Origin of the sequence: Streptomyces sp. NPDC086554 (genome assembly GCF_040686095.1) — a bacterium.
Taxonomy (GTDB): domain Bacteria; phylum Actinomycetota; class Actinomycetes; order Streptomycetales; family Streptomycetaceae; genus Streptomyces.
In genome coordinates this window covers 1-22,375 of record NZ_JBFBJK010000030.1, presented here as the reverse complement: position 1 = coordinate 22,375, position 22,375 = coordinate 1, and the positions used below count along the sequence as shown (strand labels likewise).

The window sequence follows — 22,375 nt, the reverse complement described above, 5'->3', positions numbered from 1 at the left end:
GTCCATGTCCAAGCCCGAGCAGTGGCCCGCCCGCAGTCTGCTGGGGATGCTGTCACCCGCGGCGCGGCAGGAACTCCTCGGTCTGGGCACCGAAGTCCGGTTCGACGCCGGTGACGTACTGCTCCGCGAGGGCATGGACGACCGGCACGTACTGCTCCTCCTCTCCGGCTTCGTCAAGGTCACCGCGAGCGTCGAGAACGGCGAGACCTCGCTCCTCGCGGTCAGGGCCGCCGGGGACACGGTCGGCGAGATGGCGGCCATGAACGGCGCCCCGCGCTCGGCCACCGTCACCGCCTGCGGTCCGGTCACCGCCCGCGTGCTGCAGACCGGCGAATTCCGGGAGCTGCAGCTGCGCCGCCCCGAGGTCTCCATCGCGCTGACCGGCATTGTCGCCGACCGGCTGCGCTGGGCGAACCGGCGGCGCCTCGACTTCCGCGGATATCCGGCGAAGGTGCGCCTCGCCCGGCTGTTGGTTGAGTTCGCCGCGTCCTACGGATCCGCCCGCAACGGCGGAGTCGTCATCGGCTGCCGACTTACGCAGCCGGAGCTGGCCACGCTCGTCGGCGCCGCCGAGACGACCATCCACAAGGTGCTGCGCGAACTCCGCGACGAGGGCCTCCTGGAGACCGGCTACCGCTCCACCACGATCCGCGACCTGCCGAGCCTCCGACAACTCGGCGATCTGTCGGGCGAGTTGTCGTAGCCGGGCCGATTCTTCACAGCGGCGCCGGCTCTTCACAACAGCACCGGCTGCAACGTCACACTCAGGCCCGCGCTCACGCCCATCACGGCCGTGCACACGACCGCCGCCGTCAGCCAGCGGTACTTGCGTACGGCGACATGGGCGAGGAACCGCACGGTGTGCGACAACTCCCGGCGATCCGCGGCCTCGTCGGGGCGCGCGTCCTCGGTGGTGGTGGGAGTGGTGGGCAGGATGTCGGGGCCCGCGGCCAGGTGCACGAAGCTGTACCGGTTGACATCCGTGCCCCGCAGCAGCCGCGGGCTCAGCGCTGCCGCCAGGCTCACCGCGCCACCGATCAGACCGCAGACGAACAGCGCGAGCAGCGCCCCGGCCACCACCGCGGCCACACCGCCCTGTTCGCAGATGACCACGGCTCGGCGGCTCCACGATCCCGCCGTGACGGCAAGACCCGCCTGCGCCGCCGAGAGGATTCCGGCCTTGGCGTCCGCGTGCTGGTGAGTCGTCTGCAGCGCGGTGAACATGTACTGGGCGGGGCGGTTGCCGGTGATGATCTGTCCGGTCGGTGCCATGGACGTTCCTCCGGTCGGCAAGGGCGTGTTCCCTCTGCTCCCTCCAGTAGGACGCGAACTCCCTTACAGAACCAGTCACTTCTGTGGGTTCTGCAATCCGTATTTCCACAGGGTTCACTGCGGTGCGCGGGTGTACGAATGTGTGTAACCCGAGTGGTGTCATGGCAAGGAACGGTCAGGATGGGCGGGGCGGCATGGGAGAGTTCGGGCGCAGGCTGCTGCTGGCGGTCGACGCGGAGGGTTACGGCCGCGCCGATGTGCTGACGCAGCGCGAGTTCCAGGAGGCGATCACGCGGCTGTCGGGCGAGGCGGCAGACGCCGCCGGGCTCGATCGTGCGCGGTGGCTGACGCAGGAGGGCGGGGACTCGCTGTTCGCGGTGCTGCCCGCGGACGCGGACGCCGCCGAGCCCGTCCTGGTCGACGCGTTCATGCGAGGCCTGGACGCAGGGCTGCGGGCCTTCAACCACAACCGGGTGCGGCAGGCCTGGCTCCGGCTGCGGGCGGCCGTCCACTTCGGCCCGGCCTCGCTGGGCGCCAACGGATTCGTCGGCTCGGCCCCGGTCGAGATCGGACGCATCCTCGACTCCAAGGCCCTGCGCACCGCTCTGGCCGAGGCACCGGACGCCTGCCTGGCCGTCGCGGTCTCGGCGGTCGTCTTCCACGACGTCGTACGGGGAGAGGCGTACACCAGCCTGCGCAGGGACGAGTTCCGGCAGGTGCGGATCGAGGAGAAGGAGTACCGGGGGGAGGCGTGGATCTGGGTGCCGGGCGGCGGGGGCGTACGGCGGGCGGATGCGGAGGCGGGGTCGAGTGGGGAGGCGGGCTCGGGCCCGGAGCGGAGTCCGGACCCGGACGGGAAGCCTGGCGACGGCCCGAAGGCGGCCCCTGGCCCGCGGCCGCCCCGGCAGGGGACCGCAAAGGCTGCCGATGCCACCGATGCCACCGATGCCACCGAAGCCGACGGTGCCGACGGTGCCGACGGTGCCGACGATGCCGACGGTACGCAGCGTGAATCCGCAGCCGCCCTACCCGCAGTCCGCGTAAAGCTCATCGCGGACGACGTCGCTGGGTACGCCGCCGGCGTACGCACAGACCAGGCCATCGGCGGCACCATCGAGAGCACCGCCGAGATCGGCCGCGTCGAGGCCGGCGGAACGGTCGTCGGCGTGGACATCCGCACCGCCGGAGGCGAGAAGTGACCGCCGGCCGGGCCCGGACGGGCGGCGTACGCGCCTTCGAGGACGTGGTCCGCGCCCGGACAGAGGCCGACTTCGTCGAGCGTCAGTGGCTGTACGACGAGATCGAGCGGGCCCTGGAGTCGGAACGCGGCCAGTACGTCCTGGTGACGGGCGAGCCGGGAGCGGGCAAGACCAGCCTGCTCGCCGGTATGGCACGGGCCCGCCCCGACCGGCTCCGCTACTTCTTCCGGCGGGACAGCCGCACCGCACTCACCGGCGGCGACATCCAGTCCTTCCTCCTTGCCATCGGGCATCAGCTCGCCCGCGTGCACCCGGATCTCTTCGAGCCGGAGCGCCTCGCGGTGGCGGTCCAGCAGCACATCGACTCCGTCGAGGCCGATGGCCGCGTGGTCGGGATCAGGATCGAGGACCTGAAGGTGTCCCCGTTCCACCGCACCGCCACCCTGGAGGTGGAGCAGCGGATCGGCGCCGTCGCGGGCACGGCCGTCGGCGTCGAGATCGGCACGGCCCATCTGGAGCCCCGGCTCCTCGACCCCGACAACCTCGCGCACCTCGCGCTGATCGGGCCCGCGCAGGTCCTCGCCGCACAGGACCCCGAGGCCAGGATCGTCATCCTGCTCGACGCGCTCGACGAGATAGCCGACGACGACACGACCGAGCCCAGGAAGGGCTTGCTGCGCTGGCTGGCCCGCTCTCCCGAACTGCCCGCCAATGTAAAGGTCGTCATGACGTCGCGGCCGCACTCCGGGCTCCGGCTCTTCCGCTCGGCCCGCGAGGAGCGGCTCACGGATGTCGTCATCGACGCCGGATCGCCCCAGGTCGTGGGCGATCTTCACGCGTACGCGGACCGGGTGTTGGAAACGGATGCCGTCATCGCCGCCGAGCGGGCCCGAGGCAACCTCCCGGGCAGTACGAAGCGGTACGCCGTGCGCAGGGCCGCCGGGAATTTTCTGTATCTGGCCACGTACGCACGGGCGTTGAATGACGCCGCCGAAGAGGGGGACGAGGAGCTTGTCGACCGTCTGCTCGTCTTCAACGGCGTACCGGGACAGCTGACCGGCCTCTACGGATTCTTCGTGGAGTTGGTCCGCGAGGAACTCACGCCACGGCCCAGGGGGAGGGGGAGAGCGGGCGAGTCGGTCGGCTGGGAAGGGGTGGGGCTGCCGATCATCGGCATCCTCACCGTGGCGCGCGAGGCGCTGACCGAGGGGCAGCTCTCCGCCCTGTCCGGTACGCCCGTACGAGAGGCGCCCGCGCAGCAGGTGCTCGGCAGCCTGCGCTGGCTGCTCGACCGCCGAAGCGACCGGATCGCCTTTTTCCACACCTCGATCAGTGAATTCCTCGTCGGACAGGAAGCCCGCGAGAAGCACCCGGAGTGCTGGATCGACGAGGCGAGATGGCACGAACAGATCGCGCGGCACTATCGCGGCGCCGCGCCGAACTGGGCGGAGGTGGAGTGGGCGCGGGTGGATCGCTATGGCCTGGCCCACCTCGTCGCCCACGTACTGAACGCGGGCCCGGTCCTCTCCGCCGAGGCCGTCGACCTGGTCTGTCCGGGTCTGCGGCGGGCCGTCAGAACCGAGTTCGGAGCTGAGGCCAGGTTTCTGGAACTGGTGGACGGAATAGCCCACCACGTGGCGGACAGCGGTTCCGTCGCCTCCGGGTTGTCCGTCCTGACGTATCTCGGCGTCGTACGTCACCAGGCCGCGCAGTCCAGCAACGCGCTGCCGCCCCGTGCGCTCGGCCTGCTCGCCCGGACGGGACGCCTGAAGGAGGCGCTGGAGCACGCGGCCGGGATCGCGCCGTCGCTGTGGCAGGTCAAGGCCTTCGCGGAGGTCCTGCGGTACGCGCGTCCCGGCCCCGATGACCCCTCGTACGACGAACTGCTCGACCTCCTTGTCGAGTGCGCGCTGACGATCCCGCTGAGCAGCACCGGCGACCGCCGCGACCACCACACACGGGCAGGGATCGAGGTGGCCGCACGGCTGCTCGCGCCGCACGACCTCGAACGCGCCCTGCGGCTCTGGCGCCACGGGCAGGAGATGTCGCCGCGGAGGTCCGACGCCGCGCCGGAGGCGGCGCCGGACGACGTGTACCGCGCCGCCGCGTTCGCCGCCGCCGGGCAGGACATGGACAGGGCCCGCACCCTCATCGGCCGGATCGGCGGCGAGCGCTGGGCGGACTGTCTGGACCTGGCGGAGCGTGCCGACCAGCCCGCGACGGCTCTCAAGCTGCTGCGGGCGGCCGAGGCGTCCTTGCCGGGCGTGGGCGCGGCGGACCGCCTCCTGGCACTGGCGAGACTGGCCGCGGCGTGGTCGGCCCACGATCCTGACACCGGCCGGTGGTTCATCGCCGAGGTGCGCGCGCAGGTCTTCGAAGCCGGTGCGCAGGACGACAGGTTCGGCCGTCAACTGGTCGCGGCAGCCGGTGTGTTGGGGGATGTGGACCGGGCCACCGCCCGCTCTCTGCTGGCGCGCCTCGACACGATCGTGATCAACGGTCATGTGGACCGCGCCACGCTCGCCGGTGCGGGGCTGTGGACCCGTTGGGGGGAGCCCGAGCGGGCGCGGGCTCTCGTCGACCGGTATCGCGCGTGGGCGAGCGGCGACTGGGTGCAGCTCGATGTCATGAGGGCTCTGGGGCAGTGGGACCCGGCGGAGGAACTGCGGATCGTCGAGCGCGTCCATGCCGCCGTCCCGGCGCCGCCCGCCGATCCACGGGCGTACGGATGGCGCAGCGACGAGCGTGACGACCAGCTGGCCGCGGTGGCACGGCGCATGGCCGGGCACGATCTCGGCCGGGCGGCAGAGATGGCGCGGGGGATAGCCCGGACCGCCTGGTCCGACGAGTGGTCATGGCGGCGCGACGCCAGGGACGGGACCGCGGGCTCGGAGCACCTCGGAGCGGGCTCGGAGCAGGAGGTCGTCGGTCGCGACCGGTACTCGCTCCTCGCGGACATCGCCCACGTCCATGTCGCCCGAGGCGAGAGTGCCGAGGCCGCCGTGCTTCTGGAAGAGATGCTGAGGAGCGGGGAGCGGCCCGTACCGCTCGGTGGCGGCGGCGGTGACAGCGCGACCTTCGTGAGTTCCTCGCCCGAGTCGCTCGAACCGGCTCCCAGGCACGATCTGGAACGGTTGAACATCCACGGCTTCACGGCCCTGTTCAACCTGAGCCATGACTGGGCCGCCCGCGCGCGAGCGCACTTCTACCGCGATCCGGCCGACGTCGTACGTGCCGTCGAGATCGGCTCGTACAGCAGCATGGCCCGAGCGATACGCCGCCTCGCGGTGCGCCTCGCACAGCGTGACCTCTCCCGGGCGGGTGCCCTCATCCAGTCGATCGCGGACCCCGGAGAGCGGGCCATCGGCTTCGCCGACCTGCACCGGGCCGCGCACGGCCCCGGCAGCGCGTCCCACCACGGCCCCGATGCGGAGGCGTTCTCCAAGGAGATCGATCGCGCGCTCAGCGAACTGCCGCGCTACCGGTGGACGGTTCCCCTCGGGGATGACGCGGACAAGAAGGCATGGGCGTACGCGCGTCCCGACCACCGCGTCTGCTTCGAGCTCGCGGTGCGCGCCCTGGGATGCCGGGAGTCGGACATGCTGGCCGTCGAGGAGCTGCCCTACCTGTCCATCGCCCATCAGCACTCCAGGCGCGCATGGGCGTCCGAGGTGTATGCCGCCGACGCGATCGAGGGGAGGCGCCCCCCGCAGATCTTCGGCGAGCTCCATCTCCAGAACCTCAGCCCCGTACGGGGACTGCACCCGACCGACGAGATGGCCAAGAGCGCGGCGGCCGCGGCCGCGCACCACGAGCACCGGATCGCCCGCGAGGTGCAGGGACACGCCTTCCGCGCGGCGAGCGTGCGCATCGACGACCCGATCTACGCCGCCGCGATCGACCTCGTGACACCCGCTCCCGGAGCGCCCCTCAGCCCGGCGTTCGCGCGGCGGCTGCGGGGGATGCTGGACTCCGGGCCGCTGCCCGCGGCGGCCGAACTGCTCGCGTTCGGCGCGGAAGCCAGGCCGGAGAACCGCAACGAACTCCGTGAGCTGGCCGCCGAGATCGTCGCGAAGGCCGGGGACGGTTCGGCGATCGGCCTGGACGCACTGGCCGCCCTGGTGGCCGCGCCTGTCATCGGTGAACTGATTGATCCCGTCGGCCTGTTGCGTGAAGCCGAACGCTGCGAGTTCGCCTGGCCGGGCGAGACGTGGATCCCCCGGGATGCCACCGCCCGCCTGTTCCCCGCCCTCCTTGAGCGCGCCCCGGCGGTCGCGCTGCGCAAGTTCTACGAAGTCACCTCGACGAACTGGTCCTTCGCCATGGCGCTCCTCGAACATGTCCCGGACGCCCTGATCGACGCATGGGACGCCGACGCGGGCGCCACGCTCGGCGCGGCCATCGCCCGCGGTCTCGCCTGCACCTCGCCGCAGGGCACGGCACCCGAAGTCGTGGACGGCATACGGCCGGCGCAACTCGCCGCCACCGGCACCACGGACCGGAGGCGGGCGTCATGACGCACCCCGTCGACCCCGCGGTGCGGCAGGCGCACGCGGACGTCATCGGCCTGTTCCGCGAGAATCCGGCAGACGGTCCCGCCGAACTGGCAGCCGTGTGCCGCGCGGCCAGGGATCGGCTCGCGGCGCTCCCGCCCCTCGACAATCAAGATCCGCGTACCTGGAGCTCGTACGCACTGATCACGAACGACGTACAGACGCTCATCGGCTACCTGCGCGAGGCGGGCGTACCGAGCAGCGAGCCGGAGCGCTTCCGCGCGTTGCTGATCCGGGTCCTCTGCTACCTGTACGAAGCCGACGGCGCGGCGCCCGGCATCCTCCTGGCGGAGATCGTCCACCGCGACTGGGAGGTCAGGATCGGAGAGTCGCACCACGACACGCTCAGGGCCTTGGAACGACTGGCCGCGTGCCTGTTCGCGGGGGGCGACGCAAAGAAGGCCCGGCCCCTCTTCGAGCGGGTGCTGTTCCTGCGGTCGAGTACCTTCGGCGACGACGATCCCGCCACGCTCCTCGCGGCCTGCAACGTAGGCGTGTGCCTGATCGAACTCGGCGACCACCGTGCGGCGTTCCGGCTGAACGAGGACACCGTACGGCGATGTGAGCGACGCCTGGGCAAGGACCACGCGACGACGATCCTGGCCAGTGGGAACCTCGCGAGCAGCCTGCTCCGGCTCGGCGAACTCCGCAAGGCGCTGGCCCGCTTCCGGGACATCCACAAGCGGCGCCGACGGACATCGGGCGAGAACTCCCTGCTGACGCTGGGCGCCGAGGCCAACGTAGCCAACGCCCTCCAGAAACTCGGCGACCACGAAGCGGCACGCGCCATCAATGCGGCCCTGCTGCCGAAATTCGAGAGCGCGGCCGGAAGGGACCACTCGACCACCAAGCGCACGCGCGGTCGTCTGGAGGCGAACCTGCGGGCGCTGGGGCGGGACGAGGAAGCCGATGAGGTGGGCGGGAAACCGAACTTCTGACCTCTCCGGTGCTCGGCCCGCCACGGCCGCCGCCCGTCAGGCGGGGAGCCGCTCAAGCAGCGCCGCGAAGTCCGTGCCGGGCGGCAGCGTCCCGAAAGCGAAGCCCTGGTCCCCGGCGAGGCGCGATGCGCAGAACGTGTCCGCGACGGCCGCCGGTGCGTGGCGTACGAGGAGCGAGCCCTGGAGGACGAGTGCGGCCCGCTCGATGACGCGGCGGGCGCGCAGGGGTGCGTCCTCGGTGAGGACGAGTTCGCCCTGCAGCTCGTGCCAGGCCGTGTCGAGGCGCGGGTCGGCGCCGGACGCCGCCTCGATCTCCGTACGGAAGGCTTCGAGGGACTCGGGCTCGCGGGTCAACGCCCGCAGCATGTCGAGGGCGTTGACGTTGCCGGAGCCCTCCCAGATGCCGTTGAGGGGGGCCTCGCGATAGAGACGCGGCATGCCTGACGCCTCGTCATATCCATTCCCGCCGAGGCATTCGAGGGCTTCGGCCACGATGGCGGGCTGCCGCTTGCACACCCAGTACTTGGAGACCGCGGTGGCAAGGCGCAGGAACGCGCGCTCGCCGGTGTCCCCGCGCTGGGCCCGGTCCGCCGCCCCCGCCAGGCGCAGGCCGAGCGTGGTGGCGGCCTCCGACTCCAGGCCGAGGTCGGCGAGGACGTTGCGCATCAGCGGCTGGTCGATGAGCTTGGCGCCGAACACGGAGCGGTGCCGGGTGTGGTGCGCGGCTTGCGCGAGGGACTCACGGATGTGCCCGGCGGAGCCGAGTACGCAGTCCAGGCGCGTCATCGTCACCATGTCGATGATGGTGCGTACGCCCTTGCCCTCGTCGCCGACGAGCCACGCCACCGTGTCGTCGAACTCGGGCTCGCTGCTCGCGTTGGAGCGGTTGCCGAGTTTGTCCTTGAGCCGCTGGATGCGGAACGTGTTGCGGCTGCCGTCGGGCAGCACGCGCGGGACCAGGAAGCAGGACAGGCCGCCGGGTGCCTGCGCGAGGACGAGGAAGAGGTCGTTCATCGGCGCGCTCGTGAACCACTTGTGTCCGCGCAACCGCCAGGTCCCGTCGGCCTGTTCGACGGCGGCCGTCGTGTTCGCGCGGACGTCCGTGCCGCCCTGCTTCTCCGTCATGCCCATCCCGGCGAGCAGCCCGCGCTTGCCGGTCGGCGTGCGCAGGCCCGGGTCGTAGACCGTGCTGGTGAGCAGCGGCTCGTACACCTTGGCGAGGTCGGGAGCGCGCCGCAGCGCGGGGACGACGGCGTACGTCATGGAGACCGGGCACATGTGGCCCTGCTCCAGCATGGTCGCCACCATGAAGGTCGCGGCGCGCGCCACATGCGCGCCGGGACGCTCGTCCGCCCAGGCCGTACCGGCGGCGCCCGCGCCGACGGTGGCCTCCATCAGCGAGTGGTACGCGGGGTGGAAGTCGACCTCGTCGACGCGGTTGCCGTACCGGTCGTGCGTACGCAGCTCGGGCTCGTGGCGGTTGGCCTGGTCCGCCCAGGTGCGCGCCTCCTCGCTGCCGACGAACCGCCCGAAGCGGTGCAGCTCGTCGAGGTGCCACTCGACGCCCTCCCTGCGTACGCCCTCGATGAGCACCGGGTCGTCGGCGGCGTCGTGTCCGGTCAACGGCGGGGCCTGGTTGGTGACTTCGTGGGTCACGGAGGTGGGGCGGCTTATCGGCGTGGACATGGTGCCTCCTGCGGGAGAACCGGGTCGGGTCAGTCGGTCGGCCGGGTCAATCGGTCGGGGTGGCGCCCGCGCAGCGCAGGGCCGTGGCGGTGAGTTCGGTGAGGAGTTCGTCGGTGGCCTTCTCGTCCGCGGTGCCGAGCGGGTCGACGAGGATCTCGCCGATCGCCCCGGTGAGCGCGGCCGCGGTGATCTCGCCGTCCTGGGCGGGCAGCAGGCCCTCCGCGATGCCCTCCCGCACCACCTCGGCCCACAGCGTGCGGTAGCGGCGGCGGAAGTCGAGGCGCTCTGCGCCGACCGCCGGTTCGGCGGGGGCGGCGAGCAGGGCGTAGGCGAGGCCGCGGTTCTCCAGGGCGCGGCGTGCGAACACCTCGACGCCGCGGCCGAGGCGCTCGACCGGGTCGCCGGGGCCGTGCAGCACCTCGCCGAGCACCTCCACCTCGCGTCCTGCGGCCCGCCGGAACACCTCGACGGCGAGCGCGGCCTTGGACGGGAAGTGCTGGTAGACCGAGCCTGCCGCGATGCCGGCCGAGTCGGCGACGGCGGTCACGGACGCCTGTGACCAGCCGACCTCGGCGACGACCGAGGTGGCACAGGCGATCAGGTGCTCCCGGGCGGCTTCGAGCCGACGGATTTCGGCGGGGGTCTTGCGGTAGGCCATGCAAGGAGTGAAGCACCATTCAGATGTTCACGCCAGATCCCCACAGGGAGCGAGCACGAGGGGCAACGGCTTCTTCCACTCTTCCACTCGGCGATGACCCGCACCGCGGGCTTCAACTCCCTCGACATCGGGGCGATGCACGCCTCGACGCTCCTGATGAGCTGCATGCTGATGTTCATCGGCGGCGGCAGCGCGGGCACGGCGGGCGGCATCAAGGTCACCACCTTCGCGGTACTCGCCGCGGCGATCGCGGCGGAGGTGCGCGGCGAGCGCGCCTCGGTCGTGATGCGGCGCGCGCTCTCCCCGCACGTCCTGCGGCAGGCGCGGTCGTCGGCATCGGCAGTGCCATCGAGGCCGGCATCCTGGTCACATCGAACCTCCTGGACGCGAAGGTCCCCGACATCTGGGCCAAGGCCATCAGCCGACGGCACGGCCAGATCCTCGAACGGCTCGGCGCGCACCATGTCGTGCTGCCCGAGCACGAGATGGGCGAGCGCATCGCCCACGACGGCCGAGACGGTTGTGGAGCGGGGCGACGTCGTGGTCGTGACGGGCCGGATCGAGGCGGTGGAGGCGTTCGCCGCCCTCTCCTGAGCGACTCCGCCCCATAATTCGCCCGCACGGTCCGCCCCCACATGCGGTACGCCGCCATCACCCCGACGCTCGGACCATGCGCACCCGCACCCGTACCCGTACACGTATCCGTACTCGTACACGATTGGCCGTTGCCATCGCCGCCACCCTGCTGCTGTCCACCGCGTGCGGGGACGACAGGGCGACGACACGGTCGTCGCGGTCGTCGACACCGGCGTCGACCTCGCCTGCCGATTTCTCCAACTTCGATGCGCAGCAAGCAGTTTCGGCACCCGGCGTCGGCATCCTCTCCACGCTGCCGACGTACAGGACGAAGGAGACCCTGAAGGACGACAGCGGCTACGGCGAACTCGACGGCACGTCCATGGCCGCCCCGTACGTCTCCGCCGTGGCGGCCGTCCGCGACACGGCGAAGAACCCGGACGATGTCGCCAAGCTGGGCCTCGGCATCGTCGACGCCAAGGCCGCTGCCGCTGCCGCCGCCGTTGCCTCTGCCGCCGTCGGCAAAGACTGACCGGCAGCGGCATGGACTATCCCGGAACCCTCATCCTGATCATGGCCGTCGCCGTGCTCGCGCCGCTCCTCGCGCACGGCGCGGGCCGCTGGGTACGCATCCCCCTGGTCATCTTCGAGATCGTGCTCGGGATCTTCATCGGCCCCGATGTGCTCGGCTTGGCCCATCAGGACGAGCTCATCGAGGTGCTCTCTGAGCTCGGCCTTTCCATGCTCATCTTTCTTGCCGGGTACGAGATCGAGTTCGCGGCGATCCGCGGCGACACCCTGCGCCGCTCCGTCTGGGCCTGGGGCTTCTCCCTCGCACTCGGCCTCGGCATCGCGCTGGCCCTCTCCGGCCTCGACCTCTCCAAGGGCGTGGTCATCGGCACCGCGCTCACCAGCACCGCCCTCGGTACCGTCCTGCCGATCCTGCGCGACAGCGGCGATCTGCGCGGCCGCTTCGGCACCGTGATGATGGCCTTCGGCGCGGTCGGCGAGTTCGGGCCGATCATCGCCATGGCGGTGCTGCTCAGCGGCCGCGATCCGGGGGTGTCCACCGTGGTCCTCGCGGCCTTCGCGGTCATCACGGCGGCGGCGATCTACTGGGCGCTTCGCCCGCACCCACCGTGGTTCGCCCAGATCATCCGTACGACGCTGCACACCAGCGGACAGTTCGCCGTCCGCTTCGTGATGCTGCTGCTCGTCTCGATGCTGGCCCTGTCGCACGCGTTCGGCCTCGATGTGCTCCTTGGCGCCTTCGCCGCGGGTCTCCTCACCCGGCTCGTGTTCCAGGGTGCCGCTCCCGAGAGCGGCGAGGAGGTCCTCGGCAAGGTGGAGGCGATGGGCTTCGGGTTCCTCGTCCCGCTGTTCTTCATCGTCACCGGCATCAACTTCGACCTCGCCTCGCTGCTCGACGGCGGCCGCGCCCTCCTGCTGCTCCCGGTCTTCCTGCTCCTGTTCCTCGTCGTACGAGGACTCCCCGCATACGCCCTCGCGCCACGCGACCTGAACCCGGCCGACCGCAGGGCGCTGACCCTGTACTCCTCGACCTGCTTGCCGCTCGTCGTCGCCATCACCACGATCGGCCTGGACGAGAAGGTCCTGGGGAAGGGCGAGGCGGCGGCCCTGGTGGGCGCCGCCATGGTCTCCGTCCTGGTCTTCCCGCTGCTCGCCCTCCGGGTACGGGCCAAGGAGGGCGAGGCCACGATCCCGGAGGGGCCGGCTTCGGAGTCGGAGGCGTGGTGAGGGAGTCAGGCTCAGGCCGGATCTCCATCGGCCCATGATGCCGATAACTTCCGCAGCACTTTCCAGGTATCCGGGCCGACCTTGCCGTCCAACGCTATGCGGGCCTTTGCCTGGAGGCGCTTCACCGCGCGCTCGGTGTTGTTGCCGAAGGCGCCGTCCGCGGTTCCGGGGGAGATGCCGTGGTGTGTGAGCAGGCACTGCGTCTCCACCACCGACCAGCGGGACGCGTCCTTCTCGATCATCTCCGTGTGCGTACGGCTGTAGCCCGCGTAGAGCTTGCCGTCGGAGTCGTCCCGTTCGACCTCACAGGCGTACTCCTTGCCCGCCTCGAAGACGAACTCTCCGAGCCGGGGATGTGCCGGCCCGGTGTACGGCTTGTCGGTCGTGTCCGTGGCGGCGGCCTGCGCGCCGGCCTTCTCCCACGGGGCGAGGAGGAACAGCCCCGCCAGGGTGGCCGCGGCCGTGAGCAGTGCCGCGGCCGCGCTGCAGGCGAGGGCGACCGGCCAGGACACGGCCCGCTCCGACCACTTCGGGCGATCGTCTCGGGACGGCCCCTGACCCTGACCCGGATCAAGACCCGGTTCAAGACCCGGCTCAGCTCCTGATTCCGGTCCTGATTCCGGTTCGTCCACGGCCAGGTCGCGCAGGGCGAGCAGGCGTGCGGGCTCCGCGCCGCAGATCCCGGCCAGAGCCTCGACGGCGGCCGCCGGGGGCGGCACGCGGCCGTTGAGGTAGCGGTCCCAGGACGTGCTGCTGAATCCCGTCCGGGTGGACAGCGCGGCGATGCTCAGGCCGCTGCGGTCCTTCAGCCTGCGCAACTCCGTGACGAATGCGCGGTGCCGTGGGCCGAGTGACGCGGGCAAGTACTTCCAGCGAGGCATGGCCATCTCATCTGTCGTCCCCTGTTGGCCTCGCATCATGACACGGGCGTCCCGCCGCAACCCACCTCCCGCCGACATCTCTGCAGGTCAGAGGCCGGGACGTCTCGTCATCACCCCGGGTGATCGGCGGCGGTGGCGGGCGCCGCGCGCAGCGGCCAGCGTTGGTGGCGCACAGGAAGGCCTCCAGGCACATGGAGGTCCATCGAGGATGCTCACCGAAAGGAGCCCCATGAAGCTCTCTGAGTTCGCTCGGCGTCCGGCGCTTCAGGCGATTTCCGTCATGGCGACCGCCGTTGTGTGCGGCGGGACATTCATGGTTTCCCCGGCCGACGCGGATATCTACGACGATGCCAACTGCGAGGTGTCGGCAATCGTGGACCGAAAGGACGGATCTACGTCTACGTACGCCGGCGGAACTCTCCGCTGTGACCGAAAGGTCTTCACCATGACCGACGTGGACGTCAAGTTGTACAAGGGAGAAACCCTACGGGCGAGGGGCAAGGCATCCTGCGGCATGCCGGTGCACGACACGTGCGGCGCCACTTCCGGGTCCACCCCTGGGTCGACCGGAAAGTGGAAGGCCGTCATCACCGTGAATACGAGCATTGAAGGTGCGGGCCATCGCGAGGTGATCAAAACCGTCACCAAGACCTGGTAAGTCGGGCCACGCGAACACCAGCCGCACCGCAACCGATCGCCGTACGTGAAACGGAGTCACCGCATGTCCCGGACGACCATGAGCATGTCCCGTATTCTGCTCGTCGCCTTCAGCGCTCTCGCGCTTCTCGTCACTCCCATGACGACTCAGTCCGCCCAAGCGGCAGATTGCCATGGCAGTCAGCCTGAACATCCGTCCTGCTTCAGCGTTTTTGTCGACAAGGCCGACCGGAAAGATCTCTACTGGGCGAGCGGGTCTTACCGCGGCTCCTTGGCGGGGTACTTGATGGAGCTCCAACTCGAAGACGAGAAGGGGAACCTGGTCGATCACGCATCGAAGATCTGCACCAGCTCAGGTGGGTGTCGCGTGGGAACCGACAGTCACAAGTCGGGCGGGAATGATTCGTTCTGCGCGACTCTCACGGTCACGGTCGGCGACAACGCAGTATTCAGCGATACCTCCTGTCGCGTCGTCTGACCTGTCGGCCGGACCGCTGCCCGCTGGGGTCAGGACGGGTCGCCGTACTGGAGACCGCGTCCGTTGGTGCCGACGTAGACGCGCCCGTAGGTGTCGGGGTCGCCGGTGATGACGCCGGAGGCGCCGATGCTGCCCCACTGGTGGGCGGCGTCGTTGACGCGGACCCACGTGGCGCCCTTGTCGGTGGAGCGGAAGACTCCGGTGACGTCCTTGACGGTACCGATCATGTACAGGGCCTGGTAGGCGGCGCCCGGCGCGGCCTTGCCGAAGCCGAGGGCGGAGGCGGACCGCACCGTCTTGAGGGTGGTGAAGGTGCGCCCGCCGTCGGTCGAGTGCAGCAGCCCCTTGTCGCCGCCGGCGATCCACAGGTCGCCTGCGATGCCGGGGACGGCAGTGAGCCGGCCGGCGGGCAGGCCGGTGGCGCGGGCGGTGAAGGTCGCGCCGCCGTCGGTGCTGGCGTGCAGGGTGCCGTCGGCCAGTGAGTAGAAGGTCTTGGCCGAGGAGCGGTCGGCGACGACCACGGCGCCGGTGCCAAGGCCGCCGACCTTCGACCAGCTCGCCCCCTTGTCGGTCGAGCGGTACGGCGCCTGACCGGCCTCGGTCCAGACGATGGCGGAGCCGTCCGCCGCGAGCGCGACACGGCCGCTGTCGGCGCTGCCCACCGGTTCTGCCTCGAAGCCCTTCCAGCTGCTGCCGCCGTCGGCGGAGTAGGCGCCGTCCTCCGCGCCGCCACGGCCGACGCGGACCATCACCGAGGGCTTGGACTGGGCGAAATCGATGTCGGTGCTGGTGATCATCATCGGGTTCTTCAGCCGCCCGGCGGGCACTTTGGTCAGGGAGTCGTGGCGGAAACCGCCCAGGTCGCCCATGGCGGAGATGACGGTGGCGCCGCCGGGCGGGGCGATCGCGTCCTGCAGCGCGGTCTCCTCGAGGCCGCGGGCCCCCACGGCCCAGTGGCTGGTGCCGCCGCTGTCGGTGGCATCGGCGTCCTTGCTGCGCCAGATGCCGCTGCCGGTGCCGTACAGCACGTGCCCGGAGTTGAAGGGGTCGATGGCCAGGGCGGTCATCCAGTGCCCGGTGCCGGTACCGACGTAAGGAGCGGCGGAGGCCTTCCGCACCGACTTCGCGGCTTGCGCCTTCCAGCTCGTGCCCCCGTCGGTGCTCCGGTAGAGCTCGTCCTCGGGCCACCAGCGGTCGAGGGTGGTGACCATCACCGTGGACGGCTTCCGCGGGTCGACGGCCAGACCGGAGAACCCGTAGCTGCCCTTGGACGGGGAGATGTTCTTCCACGCCCCGCCGGCCGGCGTGTACTTCCACACCGAACCCGCCGTCGCGCCGCTGGGGCCGACGGAGTTGGCGTACGTCAGGTACAGCGAGCCGTCACCGGAGAGCACGCCGTGCTGCGGCATCTGGCCGTTGGGCTGTCCGGAGACGGCCTGCCAGGAGCTGCCGCCGTCGGTGGAGCGGTACAGGGAGGTGGACTTGTCGGCGACGCCGACATAGATCGTCTTGCTTCCGGCCGGGCCGTACGTCACGAAGGAGATGGCCGCGCCGCTGCTCCCGCCGTCCTTGACGGGGAACGAAGTGACCTGACGCCATGTCACGCCCTTGTCGGTGCTGCGCCACAGGCCGTTCTTGCGGGTGCCGAGCAGCAGGGTGCCGTTGTCCGCGGGGTTGATCGCGAGCCGTTCGCCCGTGCCGCGGCCGTCCTCGTTGGCACCCAGCTTGAAGGGCAGATCGGTGCGCTGGAAGGTACGGCCCCGGTCGGTGGAACGCAGGACCGCGCCGTTGCCCGCCCAGTCGTTGGTGTAGGTGCCCGCCGCGAGGTACAGCCGGTCGGGGTCGACGCGGTCGGTGGCCAGCGAATCGATGCCCAGCAGGTTCCAGTCCTTCTCGCCGAACCGATCGGTCAAGGGGATCCACTGCTCGGCCGCGACGTCCCAGCGGTACGCACCGCCCATGTCGGTGCGCGCGTACAGCAGACCCTTCGCGCGCGGGTTGAACGTCAGCCCGGTGACGTAGCCGCCGCCCACCACCTGGGCGTTCTTCCACGCATACGGTCCGGCCGCGGCCGTCGCCCGCGCCCCGCCGGTCCCGGCCGCCTGCGGCTCGGCCGTTTTCACCAGCTTCCACCGCTGGTTGCTGCCGCCCTCGCCGGGACGCTGGACGACTGCCGCGCCGTCGGCCGTTGAGCCTTTGGAGACGTCCAGGACCTGGCCGCTCCTGCGGTTGGTGAAGGTGACGGCGCCGGAACCGCCCACCTCGTCGATCCGCCACTCCTGGGAGATGGCGGAGCTGTCGGTCTGCTGCTCGGCGGCAGCTGCCTGAGCAGTCGAATCGCCCGCTATGCCCAGCACCTTGCCGCTGTTGCGGTTCACCAGCTCGTGGTAGCCGTTCCCGGCGGGTCTCAGCTTCCACTGCTGGTTGGCGGTGTTCTGGTGGGTCCACTGCTGGATGCGGGTGCCGTCGGCGGTGGAGAAGGCATTGACGTCCATCACCTTGCCGCTGCGCACGGAGACCAGCCGGTAGTAGGCATTGCCGTCGACTGTCGCGGCCTGCGAGTCCTCCTGCGCGAACAGGAGATACGGCACGACGAGGGCGGGGACGCCGAGCAGCAGACCGGTCGCGGTCCAGCGACGGCGGTGACGCCCGCGGCGCTCGCCGTTCGTGGGGTTCTTCATGGGGGAGGTGTTCTCCTTGCGTGCCGTTCACCGGTGGAAGGTGGATCCAGCTGCCGGAGCGGCCGGATCCGACTCCTTGTGGTCACAGGCACCGCAAAGGGTTGCCTTGAGCCGGAAAGTCGGATGCACAGGTCAGGCAGCAGGACCCGGGTAACGGCGGGTGCACGTGAAGTTGCTCCTTGTGCACGGTGAGGACAAAAAAGAGACCCAGGTCGGGTGACCTGGGTCTCAACTGTGGAGCGGGTGACGAGAATCGAACTCGCACTCTCAGCTTGGGAAGCTGATGTTCTACCACTAAACTACACCCGCGAAAGACGCCGTCGGAGACGGTGTCGTAGCGTCGCTCACTCTACCTCATGCCGGGCCCCGGGTGTTTTCTCCCCGGGGCCCGGGTGTCGTCCGGGGGCGGATGGCGCTGTGGGGCGCGGGAGTTGGGGCGTACCGTGGGGGGCCGGAGTGCCGCCTGGAGGGGCGCCCCTTTCGTCCCGTAATGTGGCCCTTCGTCGTCAGCTCGCGCACGAGCACCGTGCGTGCACCGTGCGTGCACCGTGCGAGAAGCTGCGAGCTCAACTACGGCTTTGGGGAAGGGACTCGAGGACTTGATGGAGCGCACCGTCGTCCGTTGTGCCGAAGGGCACGTGTTCAGCACCGCTTCGTTCCCGATGCAGAAGGCCGACCGGCTCGGGCCCGGCCGTCTCATCCGCTGTCCACGATGTGCCCGGCTGCGGCATGCCGTGCCGGTCACGGCCCAGAGGCGGTAGCGGGGCGCGACCGGAGACGGTCGCAGGCGGCAGCAGTGAGGCGCGCGGGTCCGTCCGATTGGGGCGGGCCCGTGCGCTCTGCGTATCCTCGGTGCGTGCTTCTCTCAGACAAGGACATCCGGGCCGAGATCGACGCCGGACGGGTACGGATCGATCCGTACGACGAATCCATGGTGCAGCCCTCGAGCATCGATGTGCGGCTCGACCGCTACTTCCGGGTGTTCGAGAACCACCGGTATCCACACATCGACCCCTCCGTCGAGCAGGCCGACCTGACGCGGCTCGTGGAACCCGAGGGCGACGAGCCGTTCATCCTGCACCCGGGGGAGTTCGTGCTTGCGTCCACGTACGAGGTCATCAGCTTGCCGGACGACCTCGCCAGCCGGCTCGAAGGGAAGTCCAGCCTCGGGCGCCTTGGGCTCGTCACGCACTCCACCGCCGGGTTCATCGACCCGGGGTTCAGCGGGCACGTGACCCTTGAGCTGTCGAACCTCGCGACGCTGCCGATCAAGCTCTGGCCGGGCATGAAGATCGGGCAGCTGTGCATGTTCCGGCTGACCTCGCCCGCCGAGTCGCCCTACGGCTCTGAGCGGTACGGGTCGCGTTATCAGGGGCAGCGCGGGCCGACCGCCTCCCGCTCCTTCCTCAATTTCCATCGGACACAGGTGTGACATCCAGCATGAGTGACGGCGTGAGTGACGTGCGCGAGGACCTTACGTACGAGAAGTTCGGCGGCGCTGTCCGCGAGCTCGCGCAGGCGATTGCCGACGACGGGTACCAGCCGGATGTCGTGCTTTCCATCGCCCGCGGGGGCGTCTTCGTCGCGGGCGGGCTCGCGTACGCGCTCGACTGCAAGAACATCCACCTGGTGAATGTGGAGTTCTACACGGGGGTCGGGACCACCCTGGAAATGCCCGTCATGCTCGCGCCCGTCCCGAACGCGATCGACTTCACCGACAAGAAGGTCTTGATCGCTGATGATGTCGCCGACACCGGGAAGACGCTGAAGCTCGTCCATGACTTCTGCCTCGATCACGTGGCTGAAGTGCGGTCCGCCGTTGTCTATGAGAAGTCGCACTCCCTCGTGAAGTGCGAGTACGTGTGGAAGCGGACCGATGAGTGGATCAACTTCCCGTGGAGTGTCGAGCCGCCCGTCGTGAAGCGTGCGGGGCAGGTTCTCGACGCCTGAGCGCCTGAGCGCCTGAGCGCCTGAGGCTCGATTCAGAGACATGTAAGACATGTAGAAGGGCCCCGGTGGACGGTCGTCCGCCGGGGCCCTTCCTCGTGTTTCTGTCTCCGCTAGAACGTGCCCAGCTTGATGATCGCCAGGATCGCCAGGAGCTGGATCGACGCCGCGCCCAGTGCCTTCGGCCACGGCAGATCGTGCGACTTGCTCACCATCGTCGTGAGCAGCGCGCCCGCCGCGAGCCAGGTCACCCAGCCGAGGAGTTGTACGAAGGGCTGGCCGCCGCCGAGGAACATCGCGACCACCACGCGGGGCGCGTCCGTGATCGACATGATCAGCATGGAGAGGCCGACCGTCGGCTGCCAGGCGCCGTCGCCTCCGAGCTGGCGGGCGAGGGTGTGCGTGACCACGCCCAGGATGAAGGCGCTGATCGTGATCGCGACGCCGGTCGTCAGGACGAACGGGACGGCGGACGAGAGCGTCGCGTTGATCGCGTCCTCGCGGGCCGCGTCGAAGCCGAAGATCGCAAGCAGGCCGTAGATGAAGGTGACGATGATGGCCGGGGCCCACATCGCGTAGTCCCGCATCTGCAGGAAGGTCGGGCCCGGGCTCAGCACGATGCCGCGCAGCAGGTCCTTCCAGTGCAGCCGCGGGCCCATCGGCGGGGCGCTCGCCTGGCCCGCGCGGTAGGTGTCGCCCTGGGTGTAGGGGTCCTCGCCGATGGAGAAGGCCTGGGTGTGACCCGGGTTGTTCGCGGCGTACGGGTCGTAGCCGCCCTGTCCCCCTGGTCCGCCGTGAGCGGGGTCATCCGGTCCGCCGAAGTACTCCGGTTCCCCGTGATTGCCGCCCGCCTGCGGCCACTGCTGCCCGCCGTGCCCGCCAGGCCCACCAGGTCCGCCCGGCCCCTGCCCGTAGGGCTGACGCCCGTACTGCTGAGGGCCCGGGGGCGCCTGCGGGTAGCCGTACGGCGGCTGCTGGCCCTGGGGGGCCTGCTGCCCGTACGGCTCCTGCCGCGGTCGTTGTTGCGGTCGCGCTTGCGGGGCGCGGTTGTCCCGGCCGCGTCCGATCCTGAATCCAGCCACGCATCGAACGTACCTGGTCTGAAGGGACCGGGGCGTCCCTCCCCAGGAGGAGAGCGGCTTTGCCGCTGACCTGTGACAACCCTTAGGGGGACCCTGAGGGGTTTACCCCAGGGTCCCCGGTGGCGCCGGTGACCGGCTACTTCCCGAGCACCGCTCCGTACGCCAAGGGGTTGGAAGAGGCGGGCAGGCCAAGGGAGTTCGGCGTGACGACCGAGCCGCCGGCCTTGGCGCCGGGCAGGTCCCAGACGCCGCCCGCGGAGGAGTTCTCGCCGGGCGCGGCGACGGACAGGTCCCGGACGCCGTCACCGTTGTGATCACCGAAGGCCAGCGCCCCGCCGAAGAGGTCGCCCGCCTGGGCGACGCCCAGGATGCCGGGGGAGTTCTGCTGGTACGCGACCGTTCCCGCGTTCGCCGCGCCCGCCGGGTCGAGCAGGCCCATCTCGCCGCCCTTGAGGACGGTGACGCTGCCCGCTTTCGCCGCGCTGCCGATGGCCTCGCCGGGGGCGCCCGCGATCAGGTCGTCGTGGCCGTCGGCGTCGATGTCCGCCACGGCGAGCGCGTCGCCGAAGCCGTCACCGGTCTCGGCGACGCCGGGCATGCCCGCGGTGTCCTGGTTGAACGTCTGCTGCTCCCAGCCGAAGCTGCCGTTGGCGCCGCCGAAGCGGATGTGGATGCCGCCGCCCTTGGTGAGCTTCTCCGGACCGCACGGGTCGTCGATGTTCTCGTCGGCGATCTCGCGGCAGTTGCCGACGGCGAGGTCGTCGTAGCCGTCGCCGTTGAAGTCGCCGGATGCGAGGGCGTTCGCGGCGCCGTTGGAGTTGTTCCAGAAGTTGCCCATGGAGCCCTCGTCCTTGTTCCAGCCGTAGAGGCGCAGGTGGGACTGGGTGTAGGGCTGGTTCTGCGTGTAGTAGCCGAGGGCGAGGTCGGGAAGCCCGTCGGTGTTGAAGTCGCCGGTCGTCAGGACCGGGGCGCGGCCGCCCATGCGGTCGGCCATGAGGGGCCGGGTGTCGGCGGCGAACGGGTTGAAGTTGGCGACGACCTGGTCCTTGCCGCCGATCGCCAGATCGACGTCCGTGTCACCGGTGAAGTCGGCGGCGGCCAGGGCGTTTCCGAACACGTCGCCGGACTTCGCGCCGCGGGCGGCGGTGTTGGCCGTGGCGAAGCCGTCGCCGGTGCCGTAGAGGACGGTGACGGACCCGGCGTCGGTCTTGGCGTCGCCCGCAGCGGAGCCGCTGTCGGACAAATCCTCGCCGGGGGCGCCGATGACGAGGTCCGCGTACTTGTCGTCGTCCACATGCGCGGCGACGACGGACCCGCCGAAGCGGTCACCGGCCTCCGGGGTGCCGGGCACCTCGACGGTGGCCTGGGTGATGCGCCGCACGCTGTGCGGTCCCGGCCCGTACTCCCCGCCGAACACGACGCTCACGTAACCGGCCTTGGCCTTGCCGTCGACGGTTCCGCTGGGCACGCCGACGAACAGGTCGTCGTACCCGTCGCCGTTGAAGTCGCTGGTGAGGGGCGCGGCGGCAGGCGTGGGCGCGGCGCTCGCGCCTGCCGCGAAGGGGAGGGTGAGGCCGGTGGCGGCCAGGGCGGTCGCGGTGGCGGCGACGGCGAGGGCACGGGGGCGTGTGCGTGTGCGCAGGGGCATGAGGGCTCCAACTCGTTCGTGAGCAAGGGGAGTTCGGTACAGGTGATGCGCAGCTTCAGCGGGTTCACCTGTCTGACACGTGGAGTTGGGCAAGGGTTGCCCTCGCGCGCACGCCTCGATCATCCCGCGAGGTCCGACCCGAAGGCCGAGCAGGGAGGTGCCATACGGCGCCCGCGTCGTCGTTCTCCTGGGAGGCCGTCGCCGTAGGGAGAGCCGGGGGCCCCCCCGGGGGGGGGGGGGGGCGGGGGGGGGGGGGGGGGGGGGGGGGGGGTGGGGGGGGGGGGGGGGGGGGGCCACCCGGGTGTGCTTTTGGAGCTGGTAGCCTTCGCCAACATCTTATCCCTCTATCCGTACCCGCCCG

The 22,375-nt window shown here is 70.5% G+C and carries 18 protein-coding genes and 1 tRNA gene; 11 read left to right on the top strand and 8 right to left on the bottom strand.

The window, feature by feature from the left end; genetic code table 11:
* The first annotated feature begins 4 nt into the window (after positions 1-4).
* Positions 5-703 (top strand): Crp/Fnr family transcriptional regulator, encoded by a 699-nt coding sequence (locus tag AB0O76_RS36315; protein ID WP_365500630.1) that lies wholly within the window; start codon positions 5-7, stop codon positions 701-703.
* 32 nt (positions 704-735) lie between these two features.
* Here the strand turns inward: AB0O76_RS36315 and AB0O76_RS36310 are convergent, their stop codons facing one another.
* On the bottom strand, positions 736-1,272 hold the full coding sequence (locus AB0O76_RS36310; RefSeq protein WP_365500627.1) for a Pycsar system effector family protein: 537 nt from the start codon (positions 1,270-1,272) through the stop codon (positions 736-738).
* A gap of 194 nt (positions 1,273-1,466) precedes the next feature.
* On the opposite strand from AB0O76_RS36310, the gene AB0O76_RS36305 reads away from it, so the two are divergent.
* The 3 genes from AB0O76_RS36305 to AB0O76_RS36295 are packed head-to-tail and all read left to right on the top strand — an operon-like array spanning position 1,467 to position 7,962.
* Entirely contained in the window at positions 1,467-2,471 is a 1,005-nt protein-coding gene (locus tag AB0O76_RS36305) for a hypothetical protein (protein ID WP_365500625.1), read from the top strand.
* A complete protein-coding gene (locus AB0O76_RS36300) occupies positions 2,468-6,988 on the top strand; it encodes a hypothetical protein (protein ID WP_365500623.1) in 4,521 nt (1,506 codons plus the stop codon). Before AB0O76_RS36305 ends, AB0O76_RS36300 begins: the two co-directional genes overlap by 4 nt.
* Positions 6,985-7,962 (top strand): tetratricopeptide repeat protein, encoded by a 978-nt coding sequence (locus AB0O76_RS36295; protein ID WP_365500621.1) that lies wholly within the window; start codon positions 6,985-6,987, stop codon positions 7,960-7,962. The genes AB0O76_RS36300 and AB0O76_RS36295 overlap by 4 nt, the downstream gene beginning before the upstream one ends.
* 36 nt (positions 7,963-7,998) lie before the next feature.
* Here the strand turns inward: AB0O76_RS36295 and AB0O76_RS36290 are convergent, their stop codons facing one another.
* Together AB0O76_RS36290 and AB0O76_RS36285 are read right to left on the bottom strand one after the other, a co-directional pair.
* The gene (locus tag AB0O76_RS36290) at positions 7,999-9,648 is read right to left on the bottom strand and encodes an acyl-CoA dehydrogenase family protein (RefSeq protein ID WP_365500619.1); all 1,650 of its coding nucleotides are present in this window, start codon (positions 9,646-9,648) and stop codon (positions 7,999-8,001) included.
* Positions 9,649-9,694: 46 nt separating this feature from the next.
* Complete coding sequence (locus AB0O76_RS36285; RefSeq protein WP_365500616.1) at positions 9,695-10,306, bottom strand: TetR/AcrR family transcriptional regulator; 612 nt, start codon at positions 10,304-10,306, stop codon at positions 9,695-9,697.
* 93 nt (positions 10,307-10,399) lie between these two features.
* Here AB0O76_RS36285 and AB0O76_RS36280 point away from each other — a divergent pair, with 93 nt between their 5' ends.
* The 3 genes from AB0O76_RS36280 to AB0O76_RS36270 all read left to right on the top strand — a co-directional run bounded on the left by AB0O76_RS36280 (position 10,400) and on the right by AB0O76_RS36270 (position 12,640).
* Complete coding sequence (locus tag AB0O76_RS36280; protein ID WP_365500613.1) at positions 10,400-10,900, top strand: potassium transporter TrkG; 501 nt, start codon at positions 10,400-10,402, stop codon at positions 10,898-10,900.
* A 76-nt stretch (positions 10,901-10,976) separates the two neighbouring features.
* Positions 10,977-11,414: a S8 family serine peptidase gene (locus AB0O76_RS36275; RefSeq protein ID WP_365500610.1), complete on the top strand. Its 438-nt coding sequence runs from the start codon at positions 10,977-10,979 to the stop codon at positions 11,412-11,414.
* A gap of 11 nt (positions 11,415-11,425) precedes the next feature.
* Entirely contained in the window at positions 11,426-12,640 is a 1,215-nt protein-coding gene (locus AB0O76_RS36270; RefSeq protein ID WP_365500607.1) for a cation:proton antiporter, read from the top strand.
* Positions 12,641-12,651: 11 nt separating this feature from the next.
* On the opposite strand, the gene AB0O76_RS36265 is transcribed toward AB0O76_RS36270, so the two are convergent.
* On the bottom strand, positions 12,652-13,521 hold the full coding sequence (locus tag AB0O76_RS36265) for a helix-turn-helix domain-containing protein (protein ID WP_365500604.1): 870 nt from the start codon (positions 13,519-13,521) through the stop codon (positions 12,652-12,654).
* A gap of 229 nt (positions 13,522-13,750) precedes the next feature.
* Between AB0O76_RS36265 and AB0O76_RS36260 the strand changes: the two genes are divergently transcribed.
* Together AB0O76_RS36260 and AB0O76_RS36255 are read left to right on the top strand one after the other, a co-directional pair.
* A complete protein-coding gene (locus AB0O76_RS36260; RefSeq protein ID WP_365500601.1) occupies positions 13,751-14,179 on the top strand; it encodes a hypothetical protein in 429 nt (142 codons plus the stop codon).
* A gap of 63 nt (positions 14,180-14,242) precedes the next feature.
* A complete protein-coding gene (locus AB0O76_RS36255; protein WP_365500598.1) occupies positions 14,243-14,656 on the top strand; it encodes a hypothetical protein in 414 nt (137 codons plus the stop codon).
* Positions 14,657-14,685: 29 nt separating this feature from the next.
* On the opposite strand, the gene AB0O76_RS36250 is transcribed toward AB0O76_RS36255, so the two are convergent.
* Both AB0O76_RS36250 and AB0O76_RS36245 read right to left on the bottom strand, forming a co-directional pair.
* Positions 14,686-17,337, bottom strand: coding sequence for an RICIN domain-containing protein (locus tag AB0O76_RS36250; RefSeq protein ID WP_365500595.1), 2,652 nt, complete (start codon positions 17,335-17,337; stop codon positions 14,686-14,688).
* A 235-nt stretch (positions 17,338-17,572) separates the two neighbouring features.
* A tRNA-Gly gene (locus AB0O76_RS36245) sits at positions 17,573-17,646 on the bottom strand.
* Between the two features lie 547 nt (positions 17,647-18,193).
* Here AB0O76_RS36245 and dcd point away from each other — a divergent pair.
* Entirely contained in the window at positions 18,194-18,769 is a 576-nt protein-coding gene (dcd, locus tag AB0O76_RS36240) for a dCTP deaminase (protein WP_121787742.1), read from the top strand.
* A gap of 20 nt (positions 18,770-18,789) precedes the next feature.
* Entirely contained in the window at positions 18,790-19,287 is a 498-nt protein-coding gene (locus AB0O76_RS36235; RefSeq protein WP_365500802.1) for a phosphoribosyltransferase, read from the top strand.
* Between the two features lie 110 nt (positions 19,288-19,397).
* On the opposite strand, the gene AB0O76_RS36230 is transcribed toward AB0O76_RS36235, so the two are convergent.
* Positions 19,398-20,366: a Yip1 family protein gene (locus AB0O76_RS36230; RefSeq protein ID WP_365500592.1), complete on the bottom strand. Its 969-nt coding sequence runs from the start codon at positions 20,364-20,366 to the stop codon at positions 19,398-19,400.
* A 136-nt stretch (positions 20,367-20,502) separates the two neighbouring features.
* The gene (locus AB0O76_RS36225) at positions 20,503-22,014 is read right to left on the bottom strand and encodes an FG-GAP and VCBS repeat-containing protein (RefSeq protein ID WP_365500589.1); all 1,512 of its coding nucleotides are present in this window, start codon (positions 22,012-22,014) and stop codon (positions 20,503-20,505) included.
* Between the last annotated feature and the right edge of the window lie 361 nt (positions 22,015-22,375).